The organism is Salegentibacter mishustinae, from assembly GCF_002900095.1.
GTDB lineage: Bacteria > Bacteroidota > Bacteroidia > Flavobacteriales > Flavobacteriaceae > Salegentibacter > Salegentibacter mishustinae.
Window position 1 is genome coordinate 774,851 of record NZ_LLKN01000002.1, and the last position, 17,955, is coordinate 792,805.

Below are 17,955 nucleotides of genomic sequence, written 5' to 3' on the forward strand. Positions count from 1 at the left end.
GCTGATATTTTGATTATTAACGCTTAAATATCTTAACTTATATTGAATATGACACTACCTGGGTATGAAATTTTTAATTTTTCTTCTCTTTTTTGGGATGGGATTTTCTGGCTCCCTGGCGCAGGAAATTTCCCTGGAAGGAAAATTGGTAGATGCTCAAACTTATAAAGAATTACCCGGCGCTAAACTTCAGATAGAGAAAAGCTTTTTTGAAACAATTTCTGATGAAAACGGAGTATTTTTATTTTACTCGAAAGATCTTCCGCTCGGCGAACAAATTTTAAGCATAAGTCTTACAGATTACAAACTTCTTAGAATCCCGGTGATCATCGAAAAGGGAATTAATAAAGATCTCGGACTTATTTTAATGCAGCCTGTTCTAGCCGATTATGCGAGTCAAATAAGCACTATAAGCCTATCTGATGCTGAGTTGGATGAGGATGAAGCTCATATAGATAATCTTGCTGGGCTCCTACAGGCTTCTCGTGATGTTTTTTTAAATGCGGCTGCCTTCGATTTTAGTCAAACTTTTTTTAGACCCCGTGGTCTCGATAGCGAACACGGGAAGGTTTTAATAAATGGTATAGAAATGAACAAGGTTTATACCGGCCGGTCTCAATGGAGTGCCTGGGGCGGACTCAACGATGTGCAACGCAATCAGGTTTTTTCCATGGGACTAAGTCCTTCTGAAGTAAGTTTTGGCGGTCTTGCCGGAACCACGAATATAATTATGCGGGCTTCAAAATACGCCAAAGGAGGGAAAGCTTCCATTGCAGCGGCTAATAGAAGCTACAACGGTAGGTTGATGGCGAGTTACGGCTCGGGAGAATTAAATAATGGCTGGGCTTATGCAATTTCGGCTTCCCGTAGGTTTGCCAACGAAGCTTATGTAGATGGAACCTTGTACGATGCAAATGCATTTTTCCTTTCAGTTGAAAAGACATTCAATAAAAAACATAGTCTCAATTTTACAGGTTTTTATACGCCTAACATTCGCGGAAAATCTTCTCCCAATACCGAAGAAGTTTTCGAACTAAAAGGAAGAAAATATAATGCTTACTGGGGCTACCAGGATGATGAAATTAGGAATTCCCGAGTTAGGGAAATAAAAGAGCCGGTATTAATGTTGAATCATTTTTGGAACTTTTCAGAAAAAGTGAGTATCAATAATAATTTCGCTTTTCAATTTGGAAAAATGGGGAATTCAAGGATAGATTTCGGTGGAACCCGGAGGGCTGAAGTTAATGACCAATCGGGTTATATTGGGGGAGGCACCAATCCAGATCCTACTTACTATCAAAAACTACCCAGTTATTATTTGCGCTTCGCAGATAATGCAAATTATGAAGGAGCCTACCTCGCGCAGCAAGATTTCAAAGAAGATGGTCAGTTAGATTGGCAGCAGTTATATAACGCGAACAATGCGGCCGGTTACACTGTTTATGCGCTGGCAGAAGATAGAAGCGATGATCTTAAGTTTGATTTAAATTCTATAATTTCAGCTAAAATCAATGACAATATTGATTTGAATGGAAAACTTGGTTTTTCGTATTTGAACTCTCATAATTTCGCATCCATAAAAGATATGCTGGGAGGTGACACTTATCTTGATGTAGATTTTTTTGCTGAAGGCGACCGGGAAACCTCTCTAGAAAACAGGGCCCAAAGTGACCTTCAAAATCCAAATAGAAGTGTTTCTGAAAATGAGCCTTACAAATATAATTTTCGGTTCTATGCGAGTTCCGCTAAGGCTTTTGGGCAATTAAATTTTGATTACGATCGCCTTGATTTTTATTCGGCTTTTATTGCTTCCCAAACTTCCTATCAAAGAGATGGATTATTCCAAAATGGGAATTACCCCGATAATTCACTCGGTAAAAGTGAGCAATTAAGTTTTACCGATTTTGGAGGTAAAATTGGAGCAAATTATAAACTTACCGCCAAACATTTATTGGGTTTTAATGCGGCCTGGTTTACTAAGCCGCCAAACCTTCGGAATTCCTTTTCAAATTCTCGTCAAAATAATGAGGTAGTGCAAGGTTTAAAAAGCGAACAAATCCACAATATAGATTTTAATTACCGATATAGGTCTCCAAATATTAAAGCCAGGTTTTCTGCTTATTACACTCAAATTAAAGACGCTACTGAAATCTCTTTTTATTATGCCGATGGTCTTTCAGGTTTAGGTAGAAATAGCACTACGGCTTTTGTTCAGGAAGTTTTAAGCGGGATTGATAAACAGCATCTTGGACTGGAAATAGGAATTGAAGCGCAATTAACTTCAGCTATAAAAGTGAAGGCGGCGGGAGCAATGGGACAATTTATCTACAATAATAATCCAGAACTCTATTTAACTTCAGACGATTTTAATGAGATAGTAGATTATGGAACTTCCTATTTAAAAAATTACCGTATTGCCGGAGGTCCGCAGAGAGCCGCGCAAATTGGTTTTGAATATCGTGATGCTGATTATTGGTTTTTTGCCACTACCGCTAATTTCTTTTCTCATGCTTTTTTGGATATAAGTCCCTTAACCAGAACTGCGAACTTTCTTAATGACAGCGATGGGCTACCTATTTTAAGTTACGATGAAAATGTTGCCGAACAACTTCTAAAACAAGAAAAATTTAACGACTATATACTGGTAAATGCCATAGGTGGAAAATCCTGGCTGGTGAAGGGAAAGTTTATCGGGTTTTTTATAAGCCTGAATAATATTTTTGATAAACTCTATAAAACCGGTGGTTTTGAGCAATCCCGAAATGCCAACTATCGCACCCTGAAACAAGACCAGGAGAGGGAAACCCCCATTTTTGCTCCTAAATACTGGTATGGCACCGGTGCTTCTTATTTTGCCATGGTTTATCTGCGATTTTAAAATTATACCGATGAAAAATTTTAAATGGATATTGGTCATCTTCTTTATGGTTTCGTATTCCTCTTGCGTTAAAACCGAGGATTTTCAGTTGCCGGAATCTGAAACCAAAGAGATAAATATTGAAGGAAATATTACCGGAATTTCTGCGGTAAAAAGCAATTTTAATCCTGAAACTAAAGAAATATATGTTTTTTCTGAAACCGATACCTGGATGGAAGCTTATGTGGTTTCCAGTGATGAGGGTGGAAATTTTTATAAAGAGCTGGTCTTGCAGGATAAACCCGAAAACCCCATAGCCGGTATCCTCTTGTTAGTAGATGATAATTCGCTTTTTGAAACCTATAATTTTGGTCGAAAAATATATGTAAAGTTAGATGGCCTCGCTTTATGGTCTAATAATGGAATACATCAACTGGGAATTCAGAATAGGGGAGATGTGGTAGCGATCCCGCCTTCCAGGATAGACGATCATATTATTAGAACGATGGATACTGTTGAAATTGTTCCGCTTCAATTAGAGATTTCAGAATTTAAGGAAGAGCATGAAAATTTATTCATTCAGGTTAAAAATGTCCAGTTCAACCGAAACCTGCTTAGGGAACAACATCATTATACTTTTGCCGGAGAAGTTACAGATGAATATGACGGGGAGAGGCAATTGGAAAGCTGTATTACGGGTGCCAGTACGATGTTGAGCACCAGCACTTTTTCCGGATTTAAATCTTTGTATTTGCCTGAAAATTCCGGCAGTGTAAAAGGAATTTTAACCCGAAATTTTTACGATGATTATTTTGTGATCGCGGTAAATTCTCCCGATGATTTTAGCTTTGGCGGCGAGCGTTGCGACCCTGAATTTTTGAAATGCACCAACAATACTTCCGAAGGAATAAATGTTTTATTCGAGGAGAATTTTACAAATATTACCAGTCTTTCTGCATTAGAAGATGGTGGATGGACTAATGTGAACGTAAACGGAGGCAAAGTTTTTCAACCCGGAACTTTTGATTGGAACCGGTACATTCGGATTTCGGCATTTAATACCGAAGAAGCGCCTATGGAAGCCTGGCTAGTGAGTCCGTCAATAAATTTAGACAATGTTTCAGGAGCTCAGTTGTCTTTTGATATTATGTCTTCTTACGATAACGCCACCATCCTAAGTGTTTTGGTTACTGAAGAATTTACGGGGAATGTATTAACCACTAACTGGCAGCCCATGGATGCGATAATTCCTATAGGCCCTACCAATCAATATGGTAGAGGCTTTGTGAAAAGTAAGATTGATATTTCTTGTTTAAAAGGCGATATTCATTTTGCCTTCAGATATTTGGGAGCTGCACCAGATAAAAGCACAACTTATGATATTGATAACATACGGGTAAGCGGGAATTGAGTAAATTGATTTTTATTTTAAAACCAGAAAATGAAGCAAACTTTACTCTTTCTTTTTTTATTGATTTTCATTTCTACATCTGCGCAGCAATCACAGGATTTCGCCGGGAATTGGTTTTGGGAATCTCCAGATGGGCAAAACACTATGGAGCTACAGCTGGAATACGAAAACCAAAATAGGATCGTTGGTAATCACTGCGTGGTTTTTTATCAAGGTAAAAAAACCGACTGTAAAAGAAACGATACCGGAGCTCTTAGCATTAATTTGGTGAAAATTGCGGAAGGAGTTTATGATGGTACTATAGAAAGTGCAGTAAGTTTTACTTCTGGAAAAATACGTTTGCAATATATAGATCGTGAAAAAGCAATCCGATTTTACTTAAAAGAAGTGCCTCCCGGAGAATTCTATATCCCAAAGGAGGCATTTTTAATGAGATAAGTTTATAATAATTTAAAAACTTACTTCTTGTAAGCTTCACTATATGGAGACCAAATCTCGTAAATAGGATCTCCCTTAGAACTTTTTCCCCGGTGATGCCATTTGCCATCTTTTACTTCGTATTTAAAATCTAAACTGGCTCCCACACGACTCGAATCTCTGGAGAAAAATTCAATATTCTCGATATATTTTCCATTTTCTGCCGTATAAGTTCCGCCGCCGGAGCCATTAAATTCTTTGGTAGCTGAATTAAAAGCAATCCATTGAAATCTTCCGCCGCTTAAGATCTTAACCGTACGCCTGTCTCCGGGAGTCATGGTATTCATTTCCCCGTTTCTTTCACGGCCGGTAATTACCCAGGCTCCGGTGAGGGCATCACTTTCTTCAGAAACTCTTTCCCAAATTTTGGTGGTCCTTCCGTCAGAAATTTCCATCTTGTTTTCACCTTCCCAGGAAATATTATATTCCTGTTCAGTTCCAATGTTTTTGGCGTCATAGGTGTCAAAATCCCTGATTTCGGTTAAGGTTTCATCTTCAAGGCTTAGTTCGCCTCCGGCTGCGCCCAAAAATTCATTATTGCTTAGGTTTTTAGAACCCAGGGCAAAATAACCATCCTGAACTATTTTGATGACTTCACGATCGCTAACAGCTTCCCCGTTTTTTTGAATTAGTTTCCAGGCACCTTCTAATTCCTGGGCAGATATTATTCCGAAGCAAAAAAGGAGCGGTAATAAGATTAATTTTTTCATTTTAATAGAATATTGATTCCCACTAATTTAATATAAAATCCAATAAAAAACCCCGAAAATTTCGGGGCTTAATTTGCTATTTTTCTTCTCCGTATTTATCGTATTCTGGATATAGGAAGTTGTTGTAAGGAAAACGGGTGATATGAATTTTACGAACTGCTTCATAAACCTTTCTTCTAAAATCTTCCATATTCTCCTTGTTCAAAGCAGATATGAACAGCACGTTATCTCCCATTTTATTCATCCAGGTTTGCTTCCATTCTTTTAACGTATAATGCGCTTTGGTCCTTTCGGTCATTAAATCGTCATCTTCAATTTCTTCAGCTTCATATTGATCAATTTTATTGAAAACCATAATCGTTGGCTTATCAATACTTTTAATCTCACTCATAATTTGATTAACAGATTCTATATGGTCTTCGAAGTTTGGATGAGAAATATCTACAACGTGTAACAGTAGATCGGCTTCTCTAACTTCATCTAAGGTAGATTTAAAAGACTCTACCAATTGTGTAGGCAACTTCCTTATAAATCCTACCGTATCAGTTAAAAGGAAGGGTAAATTGCGTATTACTACTTTTCTAACCGTGGTATCTAAAGTTGCAAAAAGTTTATTTTCGGCGAAAACTTCACTTTTACTAATGGTGTTCATTAAAGTAGATTTCCCCACATTGGTATAACCTACAAGTGCTACTCTAACCAATTGACCGCGATTACCGCGTTGCACCTCCATTTGTTTATCTATGGTTTCGAGCTTTTTCTTTAAAAGTGAAATTTTATCCCTTACGATCCTACGGTCAGTCTCAATTTCTGTTTCCCCGGGACCACGCATTCCAATACCACCACGCTGGCGTTCAAGGTGAGTCCACATACCGGCAAGTCGCGGTAATAAATATTCATATTGGGCAAGTTCTACTTGTGTGCGAGCGTAACTTGTTTGCGCACGTTGTGCAAAAATATCCAGGATAAGCGTAGTTCTATCTAAGACTTTACACTTCAGGATCTTTTCAATATTTTTTTGCTGGGCAGGAGAAAGTTCATCATCAAAAATAGCGGTACCTACATCATTTTCATCAACGAATTCTTTTAATTCATTCATCTTACCGGTACCGATAAAAGTTTTAGGATTGGGCTTATCCATATTCTGGCTAAAACGCTTTATAACTTCCCCGCCTGCTGTATAGGTAAGGAATTCCAATTCGTCCAGATATTCTTTTAATTTATCGTGCCCCTGTTCCTTGGTTACAATACCAATTAAAACAGCTTTTTCGTGGGTAAGGTCGGTTTTTTCAATCATAACTACAAAGTTACATAATAGATTACTACTGTGATTTTTGCTGAATTCATTTCAACATATATTTAACTAAAAAAACTCATAAAATAAAAAACCTGCCGCTTATGGGCAGGTTGTATTTAATGTATCAATGCTGAAACAATCAGCATAAATTATTAGATAGATCTAAAATCCATAAGTAATTCCAAGTCCGAATACTTCTCTTATTTGAAATCCCTGTACGGCATTATCATCATAAATAGCCTGGAAAATAAGATTTGTAGAAAGATAATCGTTAATCTTCATTTTCATGTTCATGGTGTAATCTATATCTACATTTTGTGGGTCTTCAAGGTAATTGGAATAGAGGTTCAGTAGGTTTTCCATGGTTACATTTTCAATAACCTCAAATTTAGCGTATCCAGAAACCGAGGCGCCAAGTTCAAAACGCATTGCTTTATTGGCATCTACACCAAAATAATCTCCATCTACGTAGCCAGGTCCAGAGGTGAAATCTTTATCAACAAAAACCATTCTTCCGGTAGCCGGAGCAATGTTTACGTAGAAATTTTCACTTTTTTTCCACATCATCCCGGGACCGAACTGAAGATAGGCGGGAGATAAAAAGTTAGTGTACTCTGTTCGGGTAGTTTCTCGTGTTTCAGCATCTTCCCCAAACTTATAACCTTTAGTAATTTGTGTTCTGAAATTAAGAAAAAGTGAGTAAAACCAGTTAGAGTCCTGTAATTGTTTCCCTGCGATCGAGTTAAATTCTAAACGGTCACTTGTTTTTCTGGCAAATTCGTCGCTGCGCTGCTTGGTGATTCCATAATCTACGAGCAACCTATTATCCCAGGTAAAATCGTCTTTTAAATAATTAAAATTATAGTCAAAAAGTAAATTTCCTGAAAGGTTGGAGGTTCCACCGCCGGTCCATTCTTCGTTAAAGGCCGATTGATTGAAAAGTAAGGAAATGTTTCCTTCTTTAGTCCATCCTTGTTTCTGTTCTTCTTCCTCTTCCTGAGCCGATAAATTAAAAATTCCGCCAAGTAGGGCGAAAGCAAGTACTAATTTTTTCATTTTTTTATAATTCTGAATGTCGCTAATACAGGAATATAAACACTTCCCTGATATTGTTAATTTTGCGTCCAGCATCCTGCTGGCTTATCTTAATTTTTTGGTTTCTTGTATAAGGGTACCGACGAGCAGGCCTCGCCATACATTAAACTCTTTACAACAGGTTGTAATTTTTCTATTAAAAGTAAATAGGCATTTTTTGGAACCGGTTTGTGAGCACAGCCCTTTACAATTACAGGCTTATCCTGTAAATCGCTTACATCCATTTTTAAAATAGCTTCGGTGTAAAGAACTGTTTCCAGGGTTTCCAGGTCGCCGGTAATTATTTTTTTTGCGTAAGGCTGTAAATAGGTGGCCAATAACATAAAAGCCCAGGCCGGTATAATCGCATCGCTGGAACAGGTAAGTGCAATAAATTTACCTTCGTACTGGCTCCAGTCATGATTTTTTGCCTGTTCCCTAAATTCACTTTCCCGTAATACAAAACCTTCCAGCAGCCAGTCTTTTACATCAAACAAAACACGTTCGCCTTCAGGATAATAATCCTCAAGGTTAAAAGTGATTAGTTTGCTGTTAGCTACCCGGTTTAAAATTTCTTCAGCCATAAATGGGTTAAGTGTTAATGGTTAAAAGTTAATAAACATTATAAAGCAAAATTTTTAATCTCTCTTTGGGGCTAGGGTGCTTTTATAAAAGCCCTAATTCCAATTTTGCTTCTTCGCTAATAAGATCCTGATTCCACGGCGGATCGAAAGTGATCTCTACTTCGGCCTCTTTAACCATATCTATAGAAGCTACTTTTTCTTTTACTTCCTGCGGTAAACTTTCGGCTACCGGGCAGTTTGGTGTAGTAAGCGTCATTAGGATCTTTACTTCATAATCGGTGTTTACCATGACGTCGTAAATAAGTCCTAATTCGTATATATCTACTGGAATCTCGGGATCATAAATGGTTTTTAAAACCCTTACGATTTTTTCTCCCAATTCCTGTGTATCTATTTCTTTTTCCATCTTATTTTAGTTGTGTTTGGTATGCCACAGCATACATTTTAAGTTGTTTGATCATACTCACCAAACCATTGGCGCGGGTAGGAGACAAATGCTCTCTTAGGCCAATATCATCAATAAACTTTGTGTCGGCTTCAATAATCGCTGAAGGATGATGATTGGAAAAAGCCCTAATTAAAATGGCTACAATACCTTTGGTAATTATCGCATCACTATCTGCAGTAAAAACCAATTTCTCATCTTTTAGTTCAGCGTGAACCCAAACCTTACTTTGACATCCTTTTATAAGGTTTTCGTCAATTTTATATTTTTCGTCTATAAGTGGAAGTGCTTTTCCAAGCTCTATCATATATTCATAACGCTGCATCCAGTCGTCGAACATCGCGAACTCGTCTACAATCTCTTCCTGTATTTCCTGTATCGTTTTACTCACTATCTTCTGTTTTTTGCAGGTTTAAAAGCTCCTGATTTTCTGCAGATAAAAATATTAAATCTTTATCGCTAATTCTTACTTTTCTGATTTCGGGAATTACTTCATTAAAAATCTCTTCATATTCCATTTGCCCTTCACAGTACATTTTTGTGCCTAGCGGTGGATTAAATTTTATGATAGAATCCTGAATTTTATAAGTTGCTACAAAATTGTTACAACCCGTTTTTCCCGAAAGCCTTTGTTCTTTGCCTTCAAAATTTAAAATAAAGCCTTCTCCCGAAATATCTTCCCCGTCCAATTCCAGCAATTCATAATTGCCGTTAAGGGTCTTTAGATCTGCTGGATCTTCTGAAATTTTTTCTTCTGAATTTCCGCAGGAAATCATTAAAAAGGCGCTAAAAATAAATAGGAATTTCTTCATCGTCTATTGTTTAGGAAAGCATCGATTTTGCTTTTTTAACCGCTTCAATAAACCGGTCAATTTCTTCTTTAGTGTTGTAAAATGAAAAAGAAGCCCTAACCGTACCCGGAATTTTATAGAAATCCATAATGGGTTGGGCGCAATGATGGCCGGTTCTGACAGCAATACCCATTTTGTCTACAAGCGTCCCAATATCATAAGGATGCAAGCCTTCAATATTAAAAGATATCACAGCGGTTTTTTCTCTGGAAGTCCCATAGAGCTTCATTCCCTCAATTTCCTGAAGTTTTAAAGTGGCATAATCCAGCAATTCGTCTTCGTAACGCGCAATAGCTTCAAAACCTATGCTGTTCATATATTCTATAGCTGCGCCAAAAGCAATGCCACCACAAATATTAGGCGTGCCGGCTTCAAATTTATGCGGAAGATCAGCATAAGTAGTCTTTTCAAAACTCACCGTAGCGATCATTTCCCCGCCACCCTGGTAAGGCGGAAGTTTATTGAGCCATTCTTCTTTCCCATATAAAACACCAACGCCTGTTGGGCCACACATTTTATGAGCAGAAACTACGTAAAAATCCACATCTAGTGCCTGAACATCGGCCTTGATATGCGGGGCGGCTTGTGCGCCATCAATTAAAACTGCTGCGCCTTTTTCGTGGGCCTTATCTATAATTTTTTTAATAGGATTGATGGTTCCCAAAGCGTTTGAAACGTGATTTAGGAAAACCATTTTTGTTTTTTCTGAAACTAATTCCTCGAAAGACTCGTAGATAAGTTCTCCCTGCTCGTTCATAGGGATTACTTTTAAAACTGCTCCTGTTTTTTCGCAAAGCATTTGCCAGGGCACTATATTGGAATGGTGCTCTAATGCTGAAACCAGGATTTCATCGCCTTTTTGTAGAATAGACGCAAAACCGCTGGCAACAAGATTAATGCCGTGCGTGGTGCCCGAGGTAAAGATGATTTCGTGCGCTTTTTCAGCATTAAAATGTTGCTGAATTTTTCTTCTTGCACCTTCATATTTATCGGTTGCCTCCTGTGATAAACTATGCACGCCACGGTGAATATTAGCATTGTAGTTAGAGTAATAATCTACAATCGCATCCATTACCTGTTTTGGCGTTTGCGAAGTTGCCGCGTTATCAAAGTAAACCAAAGGATAACCATTAACTTCCCTATTCAGGATAGGGAAGTCTTTTCTAATTTCGTCAACGTTAAATGCTATATTATTAGTAGCAATGCTCATTTTTATATTGATTTGAGGATTCTGGTAAATGCTACTTTTGATAGCGATTTACAGGTTGAATCCTAATTCTACACCCAATTTATGGGCTATAAGTTTATTGATTCTCTTTTTAATTTCCGGAATTTTTACACTCTCAAGAACGTTATTGGCAAAGGCGTACATCAAAAGTCCGCTGGCCTCTTTCTTCGGAATTCCGCGAGATTGAAGATAAAATAAAGCCTCTTCGTCTAACTGACCAATAGTACAACCGTGACTACATTTTACATCGTCTGCAAAAATTTCTAGCTGAGGTTTAGAGTTTATAGTGGCTTTATCATCTAGTAAAACATTATTGTTAGACTGGTAAGCATTTGTTTGTTGTGCTTCTTTTTCAACCACTACTTTCCCGTTGAAAACACCAACCGATTTTTCATCAAAAATACCTTTGTAATCCTGGTGCGATTCACAATTTGGTTCTATATGGTGTACCAAAGTATTGTGATCTACGTGTTGTTTTCCTTCAATGATGGTTACCCCTTTCATTGTAGAATCTATACGCTCTCCTCTTTGATAGAAATTAAGATTGTTTCGAGTTAATTTTCCACCAAGAGAGAAAGTATGTACAGAGCAGAAACTTTCAGATTGTTGCTCGATGTAGGTGTTATCTATTAAAGAGGCAGAAAGTTTATCGTTCTGAATCTTGTAATAATCTACAATCGCACGCTTATCAGCAAAAATTTCAGTAACCGAATTGGTAAGTACCGGGTGTTCGGTTAAACTCTGATGACGCTCAATAATCTGGCAGTGAGAATTTTCATCTACCACAATTAGATTACGTGGCTGTACCAAAATAGACGATTCATTTCCCGTAGAGAAATTAATGATCTGGATGGGCTTATCGGCCATTGTATTCTTATGAATATGAATAAAAGCTCCTTCCTTAGTAAAAGCCGTATTCAATGAATTCAACCCATTTTTTGGAGCTAGTTTGTTGAAATAATTATCAATTACCGGCTTGTAAAGGTCTTTGTTCAACGCTGAAGACATAAGGCAAACATCAATCTTATCGTGCGTGGTGCTGGATAAGTGAGATGAGTAAATACCATCTATAAATACCAGATCGTAAGTATCTATCTCGTGGATAAGGTATTTTTTAATGTCTTTGTATTCTATAGCGTTTTCCTTTTTTGGAAAAAGACTGTAGTCTTCTTTCAAAATCGATTTCAAAGAAGTGTATTTATAATCTTCTTCTTTTCGACTTGGGAAACCCATAGTTTCAAAGTCCTTAATCGCCTGGTTTCTTATTTTATGAAGATCATCATTAGCTCCTGTGTACTCTTCTTCAAAAGCCAGGAATGATGATACTAATTTTTCTTTTAATTCCATCTTTAATTCTTTTGTCATTTCCGCAGCGGCGGAAATCTTCTTAATTGAAAGGGCTTGAATTTTCTATTTAGTTCTAATAAAAAGTCTTATAACCCTGAACTAAACCGCTTTTTCAGCTTTAATCCATTCGTATCCTCTTTCTTCCAGCTCAAGAGCAAGTTCTTTTCCGCCAGACTTCACAATTTTCCCGTCTACCATTACGTGCACCACATCTGGTACAATATAGTTAAGCAAACGCTGGTAGTGAGTAATTAGCAATACCGCGTTATCTTTGCTTCTTAAGTTGTTTACTCCATCGGCAACAATTTTTAAAGCATCAATATCCAAACCTGAATCGGTTTCATCAAGAATAGATAATTTTGGCTCTAACATTGCCATTTGGAAAATCTCGTTTCTTTTCTTTTCCCCTCCGGAAAATCCTTCGTTTAAAGATCTTGATAAGAATTTACGGTCAATTCCCAAACTTTCAGATTTCTCACGAATCTTTTTCAGCATTTCATTAGCCGGCATATCTTCGAGTCCGTTGGCCTTTCTATGCGCGTTGATCGCGGTTTTCATAAAATTGGTAACTGAAACTCCCGGAATCTCCACAGGATATTGAAAAGAAAGAAAGATTCCTTTATGAGCTCTTTCTTCAGGATCCATTTCTGAGATCTCTGTATTTTCAAAAATAATTTCTCCTTCGGTTTGTTCAAATTCTTCTTTCCCGGCAATTACCGAAGAAAGCGTACTTTTTCCCGAACCGTTTGGTCCCATAATAGCATGAACCTCTCCCGGATTAATTTCAAGATTAATTCCTTTAAGGATTTCTTTATCTTCTATACTTGCGTGTAAATTCTTTATTTTTAGCATAAATTCTCTGTATGCATCCCTAATAAAATGGGATTGGTTTATTATTCTTCTTGTTGTTCTGCAGCCTTTTCGGTCTCCAGAATTTCTAAAATTTCTCTTATTTCTATATTCTCGTCCCAGCCATCTTGTCGTGAATTCGTAACTATCTTCCCTTTCACTTTAACAGCTACCATATCAAATTCTTCTTTCTGAAATGGTTGTACCTGTTCGGCCAGTACTTTAGACATGGAGTCTATAGTTACCCCATAAACAAAGTCGCTACCCCTTAAAATGGCTGCTTCACCTGCATAGATAAATTCCCCGGTTAGCGTTTGAATACTATCGGGAACTTTTTCTGTTTCAGGTTGATTCATAAGATCCTCCCGACCTTCGTCCTGGCAGGAAAAAGCCGTAACAGCTAGGGCAATAATTAGCAAAAACTTCTTCATTTTCTCAATCTTCGTTTTCCCTATTATCCTACAGATCCTTCCAGGGAAATTTCAAGTAATTTTTGCGCTTCTACTGCAAACTCCATCGGTAATTTGTTCAATACTTCCTTACTAAAGCCGTTTACAATAAGTGCGATAGCTTTTTCGGTATCAATACCGCGTTGGTTACAGTAGAAGATCTGGTCTTCTCCAATTTTACTGGTGGTAGCCTCGTGTTCTACCTGAGCACTTTTATTTTTCACTTCTATATACGGGAAGGTATGCGCGCCGCATTTATTACCCATTAATAAGGAATCACATTGTGAGAAATTACGTGCATTTTGAGCTCTGCCGTTTATTTGAACCAAACCTCTATAGGAATTTTGGGAATGCCCGGCCGAAATACCTTTGGAAATAATCGTACTCTTGGTATTTTTACCCAGGTGAACCATTTTGGTACCTGTATCTGCCTGTTGGTAATTGTTGGTTACCGCGATAGAGTAAAATTCACCAATAGAATTATCTCCTTTTAAGATACAGGAAGGATATTTCCAGGTTACAGCAGATCCTGTTTCAACCTGTGTCCAGGAAATTTTAGCGCCTTTCTCGCAAAGTCCACGTTTGGTTACAAAATTGAAAACACCACCTTTTCCATCTTTATTCCCAGGGAACCAGTTTTGTACGGTGCTGTATTTAATTTCGGCATCATCCAGAGCAACCAGCTCTACTACTGCCGCGTGCAGTTGATTTTCATCACGCATTGGAGCGGTACAACCTTCAAGGTAACTCACATAACTTCCAGGTTCTGCTACTACAAGTGTACGCTCAAATTGACCGGTACCCGCCTGGTTAATTCTAAAATAGGTAGAAAGTTCCATTGGGCATCTTACACCTTTTGGAATGTAACAAAATGAACCATCACTAAATACTGCGGAATTTAAAGCCGCGTAAAAGTTATCGGTTTTAGGAACTACAGAACCAATATATTTCTTAACCAATTCTGGGTGTTCCTTGATCGCTTCAGAAATTGAACAGAAAATTATTCCTTTTTCAGCAAGCGTCTTTTTAAAAGTGGTGGTTACAGAAACTGAATCCATTACCACATCTACAGCAACACCGGCAAGTTTTTTCTGTTCGTCTACAGAAATACCAAGTTTTTTGAAGGTATCCAGTAATTCAGGGTCTACTTCATCTAAACTATCGTATTTCGGCTTTTTATTAGGAGCCGAATAGTAAGAAATATTCTGAAAATTCGGCTTTTCGTAATGTACATTAGCCCATTCTGGTTCCTCCATGGTTTCCCAATGGCGAAATGCTTCCAGTCGCCACTCTGTCATCCACTCAGGCTCTTCTTTTTTCTTGGAGATTGCTCTAACAATATCTTCATTTAATCCCACGGGAAATGTATCCGATTCGATATCGGTATAAAACCCGTACTCATATTCTTTTGTCTCGAGCTCTTTTTTTAAATCATCTTCAGTATATGCCATCTCAATATTTTATTAGTTAAAGTTCAAAATCTAAAATCCTGAACCGTTAAAGAGAGAAACTCTCTCCACATCCACAGGTTCTTTGGGCATTGGGGTTATTAAATACAAAACCTTTGCCGTTTAAACCGCCAGAAAATTCTAAAACCGTTCCTGCCAGGTATAAAACACTGCGTTTGTCTACTACTATTTTTATGTCGTTATCTTCAAAAAGTTTGTCGTCTTCAGCTTTAACTTTGTCAAATTTTAGTTCATAAGACAAGCCAGAGCAGCCTCCGCTTTTCACACCTACGCGAACAAAGTCCTGCAAATTGTCAAAACCTTCATCGCTCATTAGCGCGGCAATCTTTTTTTTAGCGCTTTCGCTTACTTTTATCATAGCTAAAAAGATTAATTCTAAATTGGGTACAAATATACTATAAAACAAGCGGTTTACCATAGAGGCGGTATATGTTTTAAGAATGAGTTGATAAGCCTTATCGATTCTAACTTTTCAAACCTTTAACGCCTCTATTTTGTTGAAAATTAGTTTGTTTCGCCATTTTAAGTTTTGATTTATAAGGTATTCTTCTACCGTCTCTCAATCTCTGGTTATCTTTATGGCTACAGTTGAATAATATTCATTTATTTTGCAAATTAAAATACACTCTTATGTTTCAGAATAGTCAGGATATGCGTACAAACCTTTCAGAATTAGGTGAATTTGGTTTAATAGATCATCTTACGAAAGGTTTTGAACCCAAGCTTACTTCCACGGTTAAAGCGATTGGCGATGATGCCGCAGTGTTGAATTTTGAAAATAAACACACCGTGGTTACTACAGATCTTCTTGTTGAGGGTGTGCATTTTGACCTTGCCTATATGCCCTTGAAACACCTTGGCTATAAGGCGGTGATGGTAAATACTTCAGATGTTTATGCCATGAATGCAAAAGCTACACAAATTACGGTTTCAATTGCTGCGTCAAACAGGTTTCCTGTAGAAGCACTGGAAGAATTATATTCTGGAATTCAGCTTGCTGCAAATTTATATAATATAGATGTGGTTGGTGGTGATACCACTTCGTCAACTTCAGGTTTGTTTATTAGTATAACCGCTATTGGCGAAGCTGAAAAAGAGGATATTGTTTACCGTAGTGGTGCTAAACCAAATGATTTGCTCGTAGTGACCGGCGATCTTGGAGCTGCTTATATGGGCTTGCAAATCCTGGAACGTGAAAAAGAAGTTTTTAAAGCCAACCCTAACGCCCAGCCAGATCTGGATCCTTATACTTACTTGATTGAAAGACAATTGAAGCCGGAAGCAAGGAAAGATATCGCGCCTTTATTAAAAGAGCTTGGCGTAAAGCCAACTTCCATGATAGATATTAGCGACGGACTTTCTTCTGAAATCATTCATCTTTGTAAAAACTCACAGGTTGGAGCGAATTTATTTGAAGAGAAAATTCCTTTAGATCCTGCAGTGATCTCAGTATGTGAAGAATTTGATATAGATAGTACTACCATTGCCTTGAGCGGCGGGGAAGACTATGAATTACTTTTCACAATTTCGCAAGATGATTATGAAAAGATAAAGGCGAATCCAAATTTAAGTATAATTGGGCATATGACCGAGGAAAAAGAAGGGATGCACCTAATTACACGTGCTAACCAGAAATTACCACTTATTGCGCGTGGCTGGAATTCTATGGATGATAAGGATTCTGAAGAGAAATAAGATTCCGGAAAATTAATTCCGAAATAAATGCTTAAGAAGCGTGAGCGTAATGCTTACGCTTTCTTTTTTGGTGTATTTTAGAAATGTAATCGTTGGTTTCTTTGAATTTTGGGGTTAAGCGAGCCAAAAAACCATTTGCAGTATCAGTCATTTCCATGCCGCATTTCTCGCACTTGTATTCGTGCACGTGATCTGTTACATTTTTAGAAACTCTTAATTTATGTCCAAAAATGTTGCAAAAAACTTTAGCGAACGAAAATGTATTAGGGTTTCTTTCCTTCATAAAAGTTTGATTTTGTTTGTTTTGAAAGTCTAAAGTATAAAAAAAAGTTAAACTTCCGACCAAAAGTTAAATTTAATCGATTAAATGCAAAATTTCTCGAAGTTCTATTTGGTTTTCCAAAAAAGATAAATGTCCATCTGGCAAACTATAGAACTTGCTATTACAGCGTTTAGCTAGGTTTTTTATTGTATTGTACTTTAAAACAGGATCGTTTTTTCCTGCAACCACAATTTTTTGACCTTGAAATTTTGCAAAAAGCTCAGTATGGTCTGTACGAATTTTCATTCCTTTTATAGCGGCATAGATTCCTGTAGAAGAAAATTGTAGAGCACGTTTTTTTAAAATATCAATTTGAGATTTGAATATCTTATTGTTTTCTGGTGTCAATAAATTAGACATTGCCATACTTACAAAAGCCCTTTTATTTTTTAAGACCAAAGTGGCCGCACGATCGCGGTTAGCTTTGCGTTTCTCAGAATCTGCCTGCGGTGTAGAATTTACCAACACTAAGCTATTGAGTATGGTAGGAAAAATATTTTGGAATTCCAAACTTACGTAGCCACCCATAGAGTGGCCAGCAAAAGAAGCTTGTTGGATATCAAGTTCATCTAAAACCGATTTTACTGCTTTGGCCATATCAGCCATAGTATGAACTTCTGCAAAATTACCAGATTCCCCGTGGCCGGGGAGGTCTATACAAATAACCTGTCGCTTTGCTGAAAGTTCTACAACAAAATCCTGCCATATTTCTTTAGATTCTAAAAAGCCGTGTAAGAGAACTAGAGGATTTCCTGTTCCCTGTGAGGTAAATGAAATAGGTGCGTTTTTATAAGTTGCTTCCATGGCTGTTTAAAATAGAAAAAGCCACGAATTTTCAAAATAGTTTCGTGGCTTTGGTTTGAAATCGTCATCCTGAACTAGTTTCAGAG

Annotated in this window: 19 protein-coding genes; 4 read left to right on the top strand and 15 right to left on the bottom strand. The window is 37.5% G+C overall.

Annotated elements, in window-relative coordinates:
* Positions 1-64 precede the first annotated feature (64 nt).
* Genes APB85_RS06385 through APB85_RS06395 form a run of 3 tightly spaced genes read left to right on the top strand, consistent with a single transcriptional unit; the run spans position 65 to position 4,706 of the window.
* Positions 65-2,878 carry a TonB-dependent receptor gene (locus tag APB85_RS06385; protein ID WP_057482503.1) on the top strand — a complete coding sequence of 938 codons (2,814 nt, stop codon included), beginning with the start codon at positions 65-67 and terminating at the stop codon, positions 2,876-2,878.
* A 10-nt stretch (positions 2,879-2,888) separates the two neighbouring features.
* Positions 2,889-4,268, top strand: coding sequence for a DUF5689 domain-containing protein (locus APB85_RS06390; RefSeq protein WP_057482723.1), 1,380 nt, complete (start codon positions 2,889-2,891; stop codon positions 4,266-4,268).
* A gap of 30 nt (positions 4,269-4,298) precedes the next feature.
* Positions 4,299-4,706: a hypothetical protein gene (locus tag APB85_RS06395; RefSeq protein ID WP_057482504.1), complete on the top strand. Its 408-nt coding sequence runs from the start codon at positions 4,299-4,301 to the stop codon at positions 4,704-4,706.
* Between the two features lie 20 nt (positions 4,707-4,726).
* Here APB85_RS06395 and APB85_RS06400 read toward each other — a convergent pair whose 3' ends face one another.
* The 13 genes from APB85_RS06400 to APB85_RS06460 form a co-directional block, all read right to left on the bottom strand.
* A complete protein-coding gene (locus tag APB85_RS06400; protein ID WP_057482505.1) occupies positions 4,727-5,455 on the bottom strand; it encodes a hypothetical protein in 729 nt (242 codons plus the stop codon).
* A gap of 76 nt (positions 5,456-5,531) precedes the next feature.
* Positions 5,532-6,752 (bottom strand): GTPase HflX, encoded by a 1,221-nt coding sequence (gene hflX / locus APB85_RS06405; protein ID WP_057482506.1) that lies wholly within the window; start codon positions 6,750-6,752, stop codon positions 5,532-5,534.
* A gap of 162 nt (positions 6,753-6,914) precedes the next feature.
* Positions 6,915-7,808, bottom strand: a complete 894-nt coding sequence (locus APB85_RS06410) for a DUF3078 domain-containing protein (protein ID WP_057482507.1) — start codon at positions 7,806-7,808, stop codon at positions 6,915-6,917.
* Positions 7,809-7,897: 89 nt separating this feature from the next.
* Entirely contained in the window at positions 7,898-8,410 is a 513-nt protein-coding gene (locus APB85_RS06415) for a DUF2480 family protein (RefSeq protein ID WP_057482508.1), read from the bottom strand.
* Between the two features lie 82 nt (positions 8,411-8,492).
* Entirely contained in the window at positions 8,493-8,816 is a 324-nt protein-coding gene (locus APB85_RS06420; RefSeq protein WP_057482509.1) for an iron-sulfur cluster assembly protein, read from the bottom strand.
* Between the two features lies 1 nt (position 8,817).
* A complete protein-coding gene (locus APB85_RS06425) occupies positions 8,818-9,195 on the bottom strand; it encodes a SufE family protein (protein WP_057482724.1) in 378 nt (125 codons plus the stop codon).
* Between the two features lie 43 nt (positions 9,196-9,238).
* Positions 9,239-9,667 carry an META domain-containing protein gene (locus tag APB85_RS06430; RefSeq protein WP_057482510.1) on the bottom strand — a complete coding sequence of 143 codons (429 nt, stop codon included), beginning with the start codon at positions 9,665-9,667 and terminating at the stop codon, positions 9,239-9,241.
* Between the two features lie 10 nt (positions 9,668-9,677).
* Positions 9,678-10,916, bottom strand: a complete 1,239-nt coding sequence (locus APB85_RS06435; RefSeq protein WP_057482511.1) for an aminotransferase class V-fold PLP-dependent enzyme — start codon at positions 10,914-10,916, stop codon at positions 9,678-9,680.
* 48 nt (positions 10,917-10,964) lie between these two features.
* Entirely contained in the window at positions 10,965-12,281 is a 1,317-nt protein-coding gene (gene sufD / locus APB85_RS06440) for a Fe-S cluster assembly protein SufD (RefSeq protein WP_057482725.1), read from the bottom strand.
* Positions 12,282-12,380: 99 nt separating this feature from the next.
* Complete coding sequence (gene sufC / locus APB85_RS06445) at positions 12,381-13,133, bottom strand: Fe-S cluster assembly ATPase SufC (protein ID WP_057482512.1); 753 nt, start codon at positions 13,131-13,133, stop codon at positions 12,381-12,383.
* Between the two features lie 41 nt (positions 13,134-13,174).
* A complete protein-coding gene (locus APB85_RS06450; RefSeq protein ID WP_057482513.1) occupies positions 13,175-13,561 on the bottom strand; it encodes a hypothetical protein in 387 nt (128 codons plus the stop codon).
* A 23-nt stretch (positions 13,562-13,584) separates the two neighbouring features.
* Positions 13,585-15,030, bottom strand: a complete 1,446-nt coding sequence (gene sufB, locus APB85_RS06455; protein ID WP_057482514.1) for a Fe-S cluster assembly protein SufB — start codon at positions 15,028-15,030, stop codon at positions 13,585-13,587.
* A gap of 46 nt (positions 15,031-15,076) precedes the next feature.
* Complete coding sequence (locus APB85_RS06460; protein WP_057482726.1) at positions 15,077-15,406, bottom strand: HesB/IscA family protein; 330 nt, start codon at positions 15,404-15,406, stop codon at positions 15,077-15,079.
* Between the two features lie 272 nt (positions 15,407-15,678).
* On the opposite strand from APB85_RS06460, the gene thiL reads away from it, so the two are divergent.
* The gene (gene thiL / locus APB85_RS06465; RefSeq protein WP_057482515.1) at positions 15,679-16,743 is read left to right on the top strand and encodes a thiamine-phosphate kinase; all 1,065 of its coding nucleotides are present in this window, start codon (positions 15,679-15,681) and stop codon (positions 16,741-16,743) included.
* Between the two features lie 31 nt (positions 16,744-16,774).
* Here thiL and APB85_RS06470 read toward each other — a convergent pair whose 3' ends face one another.
* Both APB85_RS06470 and APB85_RS06475 read right to left on the bottom strand, forming a co-directional pair.
* Entirely contained in the window at positions 16,775-17,026 is a 252-nt protein-coding gene (locus tag APB85_RS06470; protein ID WP_057482727.1) for a hypothetical protein, read from the bottom strand.
* A gap of 72 nt (positions 17,027-17,098) precedes the next feature.
* A complete protein-coding gene (locus APB85_RS06475; protein WP_057482516.1) occupies positions 17,099-17,869 on the bottom strand; it encodes an alpha/beta fold hydrolase in 771 nt (256 codons plus the stop codon).
* Positions 17,870-17,955: the final 86 nt, after the last annotated feature.